Annotated in this window: 9 protein-coding genes; 2 read left to right on the forward strand and 7 right to left on the reverse strand. The window is 73.5% G+C overall.

Features of this window, described 5'->3' with window-relative positions:
- Positions 1-95 precede the first annotated feature (95 nt).
- Entirely contained in the window at positions 96-884 is a 789-nt protein-coding gene (locus I6A81_RS03880) for a mycothiol-dependent nitroreductase Rv2466c family protein (protein WP_203008054.1), read from the reverse strand.
- 37 nt (positions 885-921) lie between these two features.
- Positions 922-2424: an AI-2E family transporter gene (locus I6A81_RS03885; RefSeq protein ID WP_307874453.1), complete on the reverse strand. Its 1503-nt coding sequence runs from the start codon at positions 2422-2424 to the stop codon at positions 922-924.
- Between the two features lie 348 nt (positions 2425-2772).
- On the opposite strand from I6A81_RS03885, the gene I6A81_RS03890 reads away from it, so the two are divergent.
- Entirely contained in the window at positions 2773-3087 is a 315-nt protein-coding gene (locus I6A81_RS03890) for a hypothetical protein (protein WP_238431126.1), read from the forward strand.
- A gap of 59 nt (positions 3088-3146) precedes the next feature.
- Here I6A81_RS03890 and pepN read toward each other — a convergent pair whose 3' ends face one another.
- The 5 genes from pepN to I6A81_RS03915 all read right to left on the reverse strand — a co-directional run bounded on the left by pepN (position 3147) and on the right by I6A81_RS03915 (position 12182).
- Positions 3147-5699, reverse strand: a complete 2553-nt coding sequence (pepN, locus tag I6A81_RS03895) for an aminopeptidase N (RefSeq protein ID WP_203007175.1) — start codon at positions 5697-5699, stop codon at positions 3147-3149.
- A 213-nt stretch (positions 5700-5912) separates the two neighbouring features.
- Complete coding sequence (locus tag I6A81_RS03900; RefSeq protein ID WP_407661245.1) at positions 5913-8309, reverse strand: 4-alpha-glucanotransferase; 2397 nt, start codon at positions 8307-8309, stop codon at positions 5913-5915.
- Between the two features lie 34 nt (positions 8310-8343).
- Complete coding sequence (locus tag I6A81_RS03905; protein ID WP_407661246.1) at positions 8344-10074, reverse strand: ATP-binding protein; 1731 nt, start codon at positions 10072-10074, stop codon at positions 8344-8346.
- Complete coding sequence (locus I6A81_RS03910) at positions 10071-10808, reverse strand: response regulator transcription factor (protein WP_203007179.1); 738 nt, start codon at positions 10806-10808, stop codon at positions 10071-10073. The genes I6A81_RS03905 and I6A81_RS03910 overlap by 4 nt, the downstream gene beginning before the upstream one ends.
- Before the next feature lie 96 nt (positions 10809-10904).
- The gene (locus I6A81_RS03915) at positions 10905-12182 is read right to left on the reverse strand and encodes a mechanosensitive ion channel family protein (RefSeq protein ID WP_307874454.1); all 1278 of its coding nucleotides are present in this window, start codon (positions 12180-12182) and stop codon (positions 10905-10907) included.
- 648 nt (positions 12183-12830) lie between these two features.
- Between I6A81_RS03915 and I6A81_RS03920 the strand changes: the two genes are divergently transcribed.
- On the forward strand, positions 12831-13346 hold the full coding sequence (locus I6A81_RS03920) for an HNH endonuclease (protein ID WP_203007176.1): 516 nt from the start codon (positions 12831-12833) through the stop codon (positions 13344-13346).
- Positions 13347-13454: the final 108 nt, after the last annotated feature.

Here is a 13454-nt window from a genome sequence, read left to right on the forward strand (position 1 = left end):
GGGGGGGGGGCCTGGGGCGCGGCACCCCGGCGCGCGCGGGGGGCGCTCGGCTCCGCCGCGCCGGGCGCGGCGGAGTCGACCAGGCACGAGCGGAGTCAGGATTCCTGCTCGGCCAGCGGCCGGTCCACCGGTTCGGCGGTGGTGCCCGGGTGCAGGCGGACCAGCCCGCCAAAGGTCGGGTCGGCCCGCGCCGCCGGGGTCTCCAAGGTCAGGTTGTCGAAGGTCGGGCCCACGTCCCGGCTGCGCTTGAGCTCGTAGAAGCCCGGGGTCTGGACCACCAGCAGGAACCCGTCCCAGAGCCGGCCGGCCGCCTCACCGAGCGGCGTGGGTGTGATCACCGGGCCGAACAGCGCGACGTCGCCGACGGCGATCACCGGTGTGCCGACATCCATCCCGACCCGGCCGATCCCCTCGGCGTGGCTCGCGCGCACCGCCTCGTCGTACTCGGTGGACTCGGCCGCGGCCGCGAGCGTGCCGGGCAGGCCGACCTCGGCCAGCGCCTCCTCGAAAACCTCCCGGCTCCACTCCGCCTTCTCGATGTGCCGGCGCCGGCCGAGCGCGGTGTAGAGCGGGCCGAGCACCTCGTCGCCGTGCGCGGCCGCCGCGGCGGCCACCACCCGAACCGGGCCCCACATCGCCGGGATCATCGCCTTGTACTGCTCCGGGATGTCCTCGCGGCCGCTGTTGAGGACCGCCAGGCTCATCACATGCCAGCGAATCTCGACCGGCCGCACCTTGACGACCTCGAGCATCCACCGGGATGTCAGGAACGCCCATGGGCAGCTCGGGTCGAACCAGAAGTCGGCTACCACGCGGTCTTCGCCGCCTGTCCGCTCGGTCACTCGCCTCTCCAATCCGCGAGTCGGGTCAAACCCGCCCGCCATCGGGCGAGTGGGCAGCGCGCGGGACCCCCCGAACCCGTCAGCCGACCCCGCCCGGATCAACCTTCTCGTCTGGTGGAGGCTTCCCGGTGGCGGCGAGATATTTTGCCACCCGGTTGATAATCGCCACGGTGGGCACGGCGGCGATGGCGCCGGGGATGCCGGCGAGCACGCCCCCCGCGGACAGCGCGATCACGATCGCCAGCGGGTGGAGGTTCACGGCGCGGCGCATCACCAACGGCTGCAGCAGGTGGCCCTCGATCTGCTGGACGGCGAGAACGACCCCCAGCACGATGACCGCGGGCACCACGCCCTTGGCCACCAGGGTTACCAGCACCGCCGCCGCGCCGGCCAGGGTCGCGCCGACGATCGGGATGAACCCGCCGAAGAACGTCAGCAGCGCCAGCGGCGCGACCAGCGGCGTGCCGACCGCGATCAGGCCGATCGAGATGCCCAGCGCGTCGACGATCGCTACGAACACCGTGCCCCGGATGTAGCCGGTGAGCGTCGCCCATGCCTCCCGCCCGGCGCCGCGCACCCGCTCCTCGGCGCCGGGCGGGAACCTGGTCACGATCCAGTTCCAGATCCCGGCGCCGTCGTAGATGAAGAAGAAGGTGGCGAACAGCGTCACCAGGATGCCGGCGATCACCTCGAACAGCACCGAGGCGGTCGTGATCACTCCCGAGAGCACCCGGCCACGGTTCTCGGTGAGGGAGTGCTGCACGCTGTCGACCAGGTCGTCGATCTGGCGGTCCGACAGATGCAGCGGGCCGGTGGCCAGGTAGTCGCGCACCTTGTCGATGCCCTGGCTCACCTGTTCGGTGACCTTCGGCAGCTCGTTGGCGGCGTTGAAGCCGACGCCTACCGCCGCGCCCCCCACGAAAATGAAGAAGGCCAGCAGCGCGATGAACGCGGACGCGAGCCGCGGCACCCCCATCCGCTGCAGGCGCTGCGCGATCGGCACGATCAAAGCGCTGATCAGCAGGCCCGCGAGGACCGGGATGACGACGGACCGGATCCGGCCGATCGCCACCACCACCACGTAGACCGCCGCCGCGGTGACGAGCAGCCGCCACGACCAGCCCGCGCTGATCCGTAACGCCAGCGGGACCGACCGTTCGGCGCGCTCGCGGGCCGACCCGCCATCGGCCTTCGCGGCCGCCCGGCGCGCGGCGGCGGCGTCACCGCCGGCCGCCGCGCCGTCACCGCCCGCGCCGTCACCGCCCGCGCCACCGGCCACCGTGCCGCCGCCGCCGTCACCGCCGCCGCCGTCACCGCCCGCGCCGCCACCCGCGCCACCGGCCGCCACGTCCTCACCGCCCGCGCCGCGAGCACTCGGGTCGCCGACCACCGTGTCGCCATCCTTCGCGCCACCGGCCGCCGCGTCGCCGTCGCCGATGTCGCCGTCGCCGAGATCGTCGCCGCGCACCTTGTCTTCGCCCGCGTCGCCGGAGCCCGTGTCTCCAGCCTCCGCGTCCGCGTCCGCGTCGCCCGTTGGCGGCGAGGCCGGGCCGGTGGGCCCCCCACGCGCGTGCCGTCTCACCAGGGGTCCTCCCTCGTGGACCTGTCCGTCACGTCGGGCACCGTCGGCGCCACCGCCGCTTTCCCCCGGCTGGCCGTCCCCGAAACTACGCCGGAATCGTCCCACACCGTCATCCCGGCGCCACGGCAACGGGGCGCCCAGGGGCGCCGGCCACGGCCCAGGTCATCGAGGTGTCCAGATCCACCGGACATGGGCCAGGCCCAACGGTCCACGTCCGGTAGAACACAGGCCGACGAGGCGACTCTCGCCGCGCGGACAAGGCCGGTAGTCTTCGGAACCGTGAATCGCCGACCTGTGTGCACCGAGGCCGAGAACGGGCCCGTGTCGATGAGGGCCAAGAACGGGCCCATGCGCCGTGGCCGACGTCGCGCCCTGACGCTGGCCGCGCTGACCACACTGACCTTGCCGCTGTTCTCAGCGGCGGCCTTCGCGGACGGGGGGAGAATCGGTACCCAGTACGACCCCGATCCGCTCTCCGCCCTCGATGCCTGGCTGATCTACGGCGGCACGATCGTCGGCGGCTTCCTGCTCGCCCTGATCCTGACCGCGGCTTCCACCCGCAAGGGCGACTCCCGCAACCGTCCGGCCCAGCCCTGGCAGCACGGCGAGGTCCGCGTCGGGAGCGAGCCCGCGGCCAGGAACGCCGAGCCCGCCTCGAAGTAGTCCGCGGTGAAGGGCCTGGCGCCGGGTGGCGCCAGGCCCTTCACCGATCCGGCCCCGAGTCAGGACGCCGCGGCGGCGGTGTCCCTGGCGCGCGCGGCCAGGGCGCGGACGAGGCCGTCGCGGCCCTCGGTCAGGGCGCGGCGCAGCGGCGGCGTCGGGTCCTGCGTCGCCAGGTAGCTGTCGACCTTGTCCAGCGTCGACTGCTCGATGACGCCGGAGGGGAAGAGCATCTGGGTGATCGTCCCGGCGGTGTCGAAGCTGCGCGTCTTCCAGATCTCGGCGATCTCGGCGAAGTAGCGGTCAACGTATGGCCGCGTCAGCTCCTGCTGGCTGGAAATCCAGAAGCCGGACATCGTGGCCGACGCGAGGTGGTTGGACAGCTTGTCGGACTCCATCACCGCCGCCCAGGCCTCCGCCTTCGCCTGCGCGGTCGGCCGGGCGCTGCGCGCCGTCGCGGCCCGCTTCTCGCCCGTGGCCGTGGCGTCCCGGGCCAGCTCCGCGTCGATCTCGGCGTCGCCAAGGACACCCCGGGCCACGAGCTGGGTGAGCAACGTCCAGCGCAGCTCGGTGTCGAGCGCGAGCCCCTCGATGACGTCCCGGCCCTCGAAGATCGCCCGGATCTTCTCGACCTGGTCAGGGTCCTCAGCCTGGGCGAAGGTGGTGGTGAACACCAGCTGCAGGTCGCTGCCCGGCGCCGCGGCCCGCATGAGCTGCTCGGCGCGCTCGCCCAGCGCGCGCAGCGCCGCCGACCGGTTCGCCGGGTCGCCGTAGCTGTCCAGCGTGAGGACCGCCCGCGCCAGCAGCGTCTGCACCACGCCGATGTCGTCCTCGGCGTCGGCCCCGGACAGCACCAGCCGGACGTAGTCGCGGGCCGCGAGCTCCGCGTCCCGCGTCATGTCCCAGGCGGCCGACCAGCACAGCGTGCGCGGCAGCGAGGCACGCACCTTCCCGATGTCGGCGACCAGCGTGGCCAGCGAGGTGTCGTCGAGGCGGATCTTGGCGAACGTCAGGTCGTCGTCGTTGAGCAGCAGCAGCTCCGGCCGGCGCGCGCCGACCAGCTTGGTCACCTCGGTGACCTCGCCGATCACGTCCAGCTCGACCCGCTCCCGGCGGACCAGGTCACCGCTCGCGTCGCGGTCGTAGAGGCCGATGGCCACCCGGTGCGGACGCAGCGTCTTCGACGCGGTGGCCGGGTGGGCCGCCGGCTCCTGGACGACGTCGAACGAGGTGAACTGGCCGGAGGAGTCGGTCTCGAACCGCGGCCGCAGCGTGTTGACTCCGGTCGTCTCCAGCCAGTCCGCCGACCAGACCGACAGGTCGCGGCCGCTCGCGTTCTCCAGCTCGTCGAGCAGGTCGCGCAGGGTGGTGTTGCCGTACTCGTAGGCGCGGAAGTAGCTGCGCAGGCCGGCGAGGAACTCCTCCTGCCCGACCCAGGAGACCAACTGCTTGAGGACCGACGCGCCCTTCGCGTAGGTGATGCCGTCGAAGTTGGTGCGCACCGCGTCCATGTCGACGGCGTCCGCGACGATCGGGTGCGTCGAGGACAGCTGGTCCTGCCGGTAGGCCCAGGCCTTCTCCGCGTTCGCGAACGTCGTCCAGCCGTTCGTGAACCTGGTCGAGGCGACCTGCGCGAGCACGGACATGTAGGTCGCGAACGACTCGTTGAGCCACAGGTCGTCCCACCAGCGCATGGTGACCAGGTCGCCGAACCACATGTGCGCCATCTCGTGCAGGATCGTCTCGGCGCGCCGCTCCCGGCGGGCCTCGGTCACCTTGGCGCGAAAGACGTAGTCCTCCAGGAAGGTGACGCACCCGGCGTTCTCCATGGCGCCCGCGTTGAACTCCGGCACGAACAGCTGGTCGTACTTGCCGAACGGGTACCGGTAGTCGAACACCCGGTGGTAGAAGTCGAAGCCCTGCTTGGTGATCTCGAACAGCTCGTCCGGGTCGAGGAACTCGGCCAGCGACGCGCGGCAGTACAGCCCGAGGTCGATGCCGTCGTGGTGGTCGCGGACCTCGTGGTACGGGCCGGCGACCAGCGCCGTGATGTAGGTCGACATCACCGGCGTCGGCAGGAATCGGGTGACCCGCACCCCGATCGCCGCCTCGGCGACCGCCGCGACGGCACCGTTCGAGATGATCTTCCAGTCGGCCGGGGCGGTCACGGAAAGCGTGAACGTCGCCTTCAGGTCGGGCTGGTCGAAGCAGGCGTACATCCGGTGCGCGTCGTACGTCTCGAACTGGGTGTACAGGTACACCCCGTCGTCGACCGGGTCGACGAACCGGTGCAGGCCCTCGCCGGTGCGCGAGTAGGCGCAGTCGGCGACGACGGTGAGCCGGTTCGACTCGGCGAGGGAGGGCAGGGTGATCCGCTCGCCGTCGAACACCTCCGCCGGGTCGAGGGCAACCCCGTTGAGCGCCACCTCGCGTACCTTCGGCCCGGCCAGCTCGATGAAGGTCGACGCGCCCGGCTCGGTGGCGGTGAACGTGACGGTGGTCGTCGAGACGAAGGTCTCGTGCCCGGTCGTCAGGTCAAGCTCGACGTCGTAGGAGGCGACGTTCAGCAGACGGGCGCGCTCGCGCGCCTCGTCGCGGGTGAGGTTGTTCGGCACTCGGATCCTCTCTTGCCTCAGTAGGCCTCCGGCAGGCCTCCAGCGACGCGCAGGAGAAGCGTGCCCGCGCCTACTCCCGCCAGTGGACTCAGCGACCTCACGGCCGCGACCGCGACGGAAGCACCACCTTCACCAGTCTTTCACGCTGCGTGGGTGGTCGGGTCGTGCCCGCGCCATCCACTCAGGTCAGCGTCGTCTCAGGTCCGCGGCGTCTCAGGTCCGCGGCGCCGCGTCGTCCGGGTGGGCGCGGACCTGGCCGAGAACCTCGACGAGGCGGGCGACCCGCTCGTCGGTCATCAGGTCCTCGACGGTGACCGGGACACCCTGTTCGTCGCGCACGGGCAGCCGCCAGTTGGGGTAGCTGTCGACGGTGCCGGGCAGGTTCGGCTGGTGGCGGTCACCGACGGCGTCGCCCGGCGCCGCGAGGACGATCCGCGCCGGGGTGGCGACCAGCAGCCGGTGCATCCCGAGGGCCGCGGCGCGCACCAGGGCCGGGTCCAGGTCCTCCCCCGCCTCCCCCACTGGCCCCGCCTCCGCCGCCGGGCCGGCGGGCTCGGCGAGCAGGCCGTGAGCCCGCAGGTGGGTCAGCAGCCGGCCCCGCGCCGCGCGCCACTCGGCCGCCTCGTCGGCGACCGGGCGGGTGAGCAGGCCGCGCTCGGCCCGGGCGCGGACGTGCTCGCCGAGCAGGAAACCGGCCGCGGTCGGCAGGTCGTGGGTGGTGACGCTGGCCATCGTGCGTGCCCGCCACGCGTCCGGGGGCAGCGGCGCTCCGTCGGCGTCGTTCTCGAACCACAGCACCGACGAGCCGAGCACGCCGACGTCGGTGAGGGTCGTCGCGACCGTCGGCTCGACGGTGCCGAGGTCCTCGCCGACGATCACCGCGCCGGCCCGGGCGGCCTCCAGCGCGATCACGCCGAGCATCGCCTCGGCGTCGTAGCGGACGTAGGTGCCGTTCGCCGCGCCGGCGCCGGCCGGGATGTACCACAGCCGGAACAGCCCGAGGATGTGATCGACCCGCAGGCCTCCGCCGCGGGCGAGCACGGCGGCCACCATCTGGCGCAGCGGGGCGTAGCCGGTCTCGGCGAGCCGGTCCGGCCGCCATGGCGGCAGCCCCCAGTCCTGGCCCTGCTGGTTGAACGTGTCCGGCGGAGCGCCGATGCTCGCGCCGGTGGTGTAGGCGTCCCTGCCGGCCCAGGTGTCGGCGCCGCCCGGGTCGACCCCGACGGCCAGGTCGTGCACGACCCCGACGCGCATCCCGGCGGCGCGCGCGGCGTCCTGCGCCGCGCCGACCTGCGCCTCGGCGCGCTCCTGCAGCCAGCGGTGGAAGGCGACCCGGCCGGCGAGCTCGGCCCGCGCCGCCGCGAGGGCGGCCGGGTCGCGGTCGCGCAGCGGCGCCGGCCAGGCCCGCCAGTCCGGCCCGTGACGCTCGGCGAGCGCGCACCAGGTCGCGAACTCGGTCAGCTCGTCGTCGGCCGCCGCGACGGACTCGGCTGAAGGCTCGCCGTCGGCCCGCCCGCCGGCCGACACCGCGAACAGCAGCTCCAGGGCGGCCTGCTTGGCCTCCCAGACGGCGTCCCGGTCGATCAGCGGGCCGAACTCGCCGTCCGCGGAGGAAGGCGCGCGGGCAACGGAGGCGACGGAGGCGGTCGTCCCGCGCGCCCGCTGGCTCCTCGGCGGCCTCGCGCCGTCGTCCCCCGGCCGTGCCTTGCGGGCGGCGGCGGCGTGGCCGTCGACGGCGGCGCGGGTCGCCGCGTCGGCGGCGGCGTACTCGGGGGTGTGCTCCGGGCGCAGGTAGAGCGGCGAGAGGAACCGCCGGCTCGTCGGGTAATAGGGCGACGGCTGCACGGGCAGCGTGGGCGCGGCGGCGTGCAGCGGGTTGACGAGCAGGACGTCGGCGTGCCCGCCGGCGGCCGACCCGGACCAGGCGGACAGCGTGGCGAGGTCCGCGAAGTCGCCGATCCCCCAGGACCCGGCGGAGCGCAGGGCGTAGAGCTGAACCATCCAGCCCCACATGCGCCCCTGGGCGCTCCCGGGGACCCGGTCGGGGACGGCGACGACCTGGGTGGTGGCCTCGCGTCCGCCCGCGCGCACCCGAAGGACGTGGTCGCCCAGCCCGAGCCCGGCGGGCAGGAGCGCCGGCACGGCGACGAGCCGCTCGCCGTCGAGCACGTGGCGCTCCCCCGCCGGTCCCAGCTCGACGGGCACCGGCGTGCCCCCGCCGGCCGGCTCCAGCAGGCAGTCGACCACGGCACCGGGCTCCCGTTCGACGAGCCGGGCCGGCAGGCGCAGGACGACGGGCCGGGGCGCCGACGCCCGCACGACGACGCTCGGCGGCGCGAGCCGCCGCCAGGGCGCGTCCTGGGCAGCGGCCAGCGCCGCCGCCGGGTCGGCGGGGTCGACCCCCAGCAGCTCCAGCACGCGGCGGACCGCCACCGCCGGCACGGCGACCGGCGTCTCGCGAGCGTCCAGGTACCCGGTCGCGACGCCGTGCGCCGCGGCCAGCTCGGCGAGCGCCGGCTCGAGGCCGTCGGTCGCCTCCGCTGACGGGGCGGGAGCCGGGTCGGGATCAGGGCCGGCGGGGTCGTGGGGATCGCGGTGGGGAGACGTCACCCCCGCGATCCTGCCCCCCGACGGGGCGCCCGGGTCACGTGGGGCTCGCCCACCGGGACGGCTCGGGCGCGCTGACCGGCGCCGGGTGGCCCGCCTCCCCGCCCGGCGCGCCGCTCGGGCCCGGGCCGAGCGGGCCGTCCTCGGGACGCGGGCCGGCGAGCTCCCCCGGCCGGACGGCGAACTCCGACGACGCGGCGGCGAACTCCGTCAGCGGGGCCGCGGCCACCGGCAGCCACAGGCGCAGCCGGGCACCGCCGCCCGGGTCCTGCCCGGCTGTCACCGTGCCGCCGTGGGTGTGCGCCGCGTCGGCGACGATCGCGAGCCCCAGGCCCGAGCCGGGCAGGCTCCGGGCGTCGGTCGAGCGGTAGAACCGTTCGAAGACGTGGGGGCGGTCAGCCGGGGCGATGCCCGGCCCCTCGTCGCTGACGACCACCTCGCCCGCCGCGGTGTGCACCCGCACCGTCGAGTCGGCCGGGGAGAACTTCACCGCGTTGTCGAGCAGGTTGGTGACCGCCCGCTCCAGCATGTTCGGCCGCCCGTCGACCCAGGACGGCTCGGCCGTCAGCTCGATCACGATGCCCTTGACGGTCGCCCGCCGCCGCGCTCGGGTGACCGCCGCCTCGACCACCCCGGCGAGGTCGAACCGCTCGATCTCCTCCACGGGCGCCTCGTCGCGGGCCAGCTCGACGAGCTCGCTGACCAGCCCGGTCAGCTCGCGCATCTGGGCGTCGACGTCGTGCAGCAGCGCGGTCCGGTCGGCCGCGGGCAGCGCGCGGGTCGGGTTCGCCTCCGAGCGGATCAGCAGCTCGACGTTGGTACGCAGGCTGGTCAGCGGGGTGCGCAGCTCGTGGCTGGCGTCGTCGATCAGCTGGCGCTGACGGGCCTTGGAGGCCTCCAGGGCGCGCAGCATGCTGTTCAGGCTCACCGCGAACCGGGCGATCTCGTCGGTGCCGGTCACCGGGATGAGCGCGGACAGGTCCTGCGTGCGGGCCACGTGCTCGGCCGCGTCCGCCGCCGCGTCGACCGGCTTGAGCGCGGCGCGGGCGACCAGCAGGCCGGCCAGCATCGACCCGAGCACGCCGATGACGCCGACGACCAGCATGATCAGCCCGAGGTCACGCAGCGTCTGGGTGACGTCGTCCATCGGCCGGGCCAGCTGCAGGGCGAGCCGCAGGGGCCTGTCGCTGTCGATGTCCTGCTCGCGCAGGTCCATCGGCGAGTAGTACGCGGCGACGGTGGCGACCCGGTACTCCTCGCCGTTGACCTTGACCGTGCGCAGCCGCTGCCCGGACTGGGACGCGGCGATCAGCGCGTCCTGGCTGTCGACCGGCAGCCGGACATAGCTGTGGGTCATCGCCGCCGGCTGGACGACGGCGCCGTCGGGCCGGATCAGCTGCACGTGCTGGCCGCCGATCCCGGTGACCCCCAGCACGATCTCGTCGTCGTAGGGGTTGTACGGGTCCTTGCGCTGGACGATGAACTGCGCGTTCTTCACCGCCGCCTGTGCCTGCACCAGGAGCTGGTCGTCGATGGCGTTGCGCAGCACCACGTCGGTCGCGGTGAGCGCTACACCCGCGACGACGGCTATGCCGGCGGTGACGGCGATCCCGACGAGCATCGCCATCCGGTTGCGCAGGGCCAGCCGGGAGAACCAGCTCCGCCTGCGCCGCCGCGGGCCCGCGGTCTGGTCGCCGGCCGGGCCGGCCGGTGCCGGGGCGGCTCCCGGCCCGCGCCGGCCGTCGATCAGGTCGTACGGGTCGGTCACGAGGAGGGCTCGCGGGCCGGGCCGGGCTGCTCGCGCAGCACGTAGCCGACGCCGCGGACGGTGTGCAGCAGCCGGGGCTCGCCGCCCGCCTCCAGCTTGCGCCGCAGGTAGCTCACGAACACCTCCAGCGAGTTCGAGGACGGCCCGAAGTCGTAGCCCCACACCCGCTCCATGATCATGGAACGGGACAGCACCTGCCGCGGGTGGGTGAGGAACAGTTCGAGCAGCTCGAACTCGGTCTTGGTCAGGGTCAGCTCGCGGCCGTCCCTGGTGACCTGCCGGCTGCTCGGGTCGAGCATGACCCCGCCGTAGCACAGCGGGGCCGGGCCGCCGGCCGGCATCGCCGCGCGCGGGCCCCCGGTGCGCGCGGCGAGCGCGGAGCGGCGGGCGAGCGCCCGCAGCCGGGCGAACAGCTCCTCCAGCGCGAACGGCTTGACCAGGTAGTCGTCGGCCCCGACGTCCAGGCCACTCACCCGGTCCGCCAGCCCGTCGCGGGCGGTGAGCATGAGCACGGGCAGGTCGTCGCCCCGGGCACGCAGCTGCCGGCAGGCCTCCAGCCCGTCCATCCGGGGCATCATCACGTCGAGCACGGCGATGTCCGGCCGATCGCGCGCGATCAGCTCCAGCGCCGCGACGCCGTCGCCGGCGGTCGCCACCTCGTACCCCTCGAACCGCAGCGACCGTTCCAGCGACTGCCGCACAGCCGGGTCGTCGTCAACAATCAGTACCCGCACGTGCCCAGTCTGCTCCGGCCGACGGCTCACCGGGGGCGTCTCCCCCAACGCTCAGCGACATCTGTCGGGCCGTTCAGGAACCCTTCAGCAGCCGCGTCAGCTGCCGGCCCTGGCGGGCGGGCCCGGCCGGGCCGGCGGACCCGGCTGGGCCGGCGGGTCGATGCGCGGCGGGTCGGGCTCGCCGGCGCCGCGGCCGGCGGAGCTGTCCGCTTCCTCCTCCTCGCCACCAGCGGCAGGCGCCTCGTCGTCGTCGTCATCGACGACCACGACGCTGCGCTGCACCGTGCCCAGGCTGATCCCCGCCTCGGCCAGCTTGCGCCGCACCCGCTCACGCAGCTCGCGGGCGACCTCCCACTGCTTGAGCGGCAGGGTCTTGATGACGACCCGCACGGAGTAGCCGTCCGCGGAGAGCGCCTCCATGCCCCAGACCTCGGGCTCCTCGAGGATCAGGGCAGCCCAGCGGTCGTCGCGCCACATGCCCTGGGCGGTCGCCAGCAGGAGCTCCTTGGCCCGGCCGACGTCGACCTCGTAGTCCAACGGCACGTCCAGCACGGTTCGAGCCCACTGCTGGCTCTTGTTGCCGACCCGGGTGATCTCGCCGTTACGGACATACCAGACGGTGCCCTCGACGTCCCGAAGCCGCGTCATCCGGAAACTGACCGCCTCCACGGTGCCCGAGATGGGGCCGACGTCGATGACGTCGCCCACCCCGTACTGGTCCTCCAACAGCATGAAGATTCCGGAGAGGAAGTCCCTGACCAGGTTCTGCGCGCCGAAACCGATCGCGATTCCGATTACTCCGGCGCTGGCGACGATCGGCGCCAGGTTGATGCCCAGCTCGCCGAGAATCAGGACAAAGGCGATCCCAAACACGACGATCGACACCACGCTGCGCAGCAGCGAGCCGACCGTCTCGGCACGTTGCCGACGCCGCTCCAGCAGGATCGCGCTGTCACCGAACGCGCCGAGCAGGCTGCCGCGCAGCAGGCCGCCGGTCGCCGACGCCATGCGCCGGGTGGTCCGCCGGATCAGCCGGTGCAGCAGCGAGCGGATGATGGCCGCCACCAGCAGGATCAGAATGATCGTTACCGGCGTGCCGAGCAGGACCTGTGCGCCCGAGGCGAGATACTCACTGTGGGTGACGTTGTAGACCGTCCGGCAGAGGAAGCCCGGAGGATTACCGCAGGAGTCCATGAGCGCGGCCTTCATCCCCTCCAGGCTCACGTCCGGCAGCTGACCGCCCTGCGAGGGCGAAGGGGTGCCGGAGACTCCTGGCAGCGTCGCCGGCACGGTGGTGGCCGCGGGCGCGGTCGGCGGCGGCGTTCGAGTCGCCAGCGTCTGGCCAAGCAGGGGCAGAGCCTGGAGCAGGGACACTACCGTGGTTCTCCTCGTCGGGCGGGTCGGACGGGGACAAGCCAGCCCCCGGACCTCCCAGCAGACGTTCCAGATCGGCTTGCGGACCTGTCCGATCGACTTCACCGATCGGACAGGAACCCCAGATCCGGTAGGGATCCCGGTCTCCGGCTGGGGATCTCGGGCTCCGCCGAGCTGCGAGGAACTCGGGCCAGCGCCGCGCCGACAGCCCAGCGCCCACGTCGGCTCGCGAGCCGGGGCGACCTGGGTGGCGACGCGTGTGGGCGCGACCGCGACGAAGCGGGGGTCGACGCCCGCGGGCGGCCCACGGGCAGAAACCTTACGGCTTCGCCCATGAGTCCGACTGGTCGGGACCTGTCCCTTTGCGGCCGCCAGAGGTAGCCTGGCCAGGCCCGACGCGGGCCGGGCACGCAGCCGGTCGACCTCGTGACCGCGACCACAGAGCGTGGCACGGTCGTCATCCGACCGACATCGGGGCGTGACAAAGGCGACCAGATATGTCCATCGCCACTTTCACCGGCCAGTTGACCTTGCAAACACGCTCGCGTTCCGCGCCGGAACACGCTTGACTATCCATTGTCACCGGAGACGCTGGTTAGAACGGGCTCCCGGGAGGGCGCCCGCCTCGACTCGGCAGGAGGTCGGCGCGTGGCTGAGGCGCTGGTGCTCAATGCCACGTACGAACCCCTGTGCGTGGTGTCCCAACGTCGGGCCCTCATCTTGGTGCTCACCGACAAGGCGGTGATGGTCGAGGCCGGCGGGCAGGTTCTGCACTCCGTGTCGGCGTCCGTCGACGTTCCCGTCGTCGTCCGGTTAGCGCGATTCGTGCGGGTTCCCTACCGTTCACAGGTACCGCTGACCCGCAAGGGCGTCCTGGCTCGCGACCATCACCGGTGCGTGTACTGCGGCGCGCCGGCGACGTCGCTGGACCACGTGATCCCTCGCTCCCGCGGGGGCCCGCACGTCTGGGAGAACGTGGTGGCGGCCTGCGGCCGCTGCAATCATCTGAAAGCGGACCGCGCCGTCGCTGACCTCGGCTGGCGGCTCCGCACGGCGCCCCGCGCGCCGAGCGGAGCCGCTTGGCGCATTCTGGGCAGCCGTCGCATGGACCCCCGCTGGTCCCAGTACCTCAACACCGACCTCGGCGAGGCGGCGAGCGCTTAGGGCGCGTCCCGCGGATCTTCGGCCGCGCGGATCGGCCCGCATCGACCAAGATCCACGGGACGCGCCCTGGCTCGCGCGGTTCCCGCCGGCCGCGGGCGCGGCTCGGCG

This window comes from Frankia nepalensis (genome assembly GCF_016786325.1).
Lineage (GTDB): Bacteria > Actinomycetota > Actinomycetes > Frankiales > Frankiaceae > Pseudofrankia > Pseudofrankia nepalensis.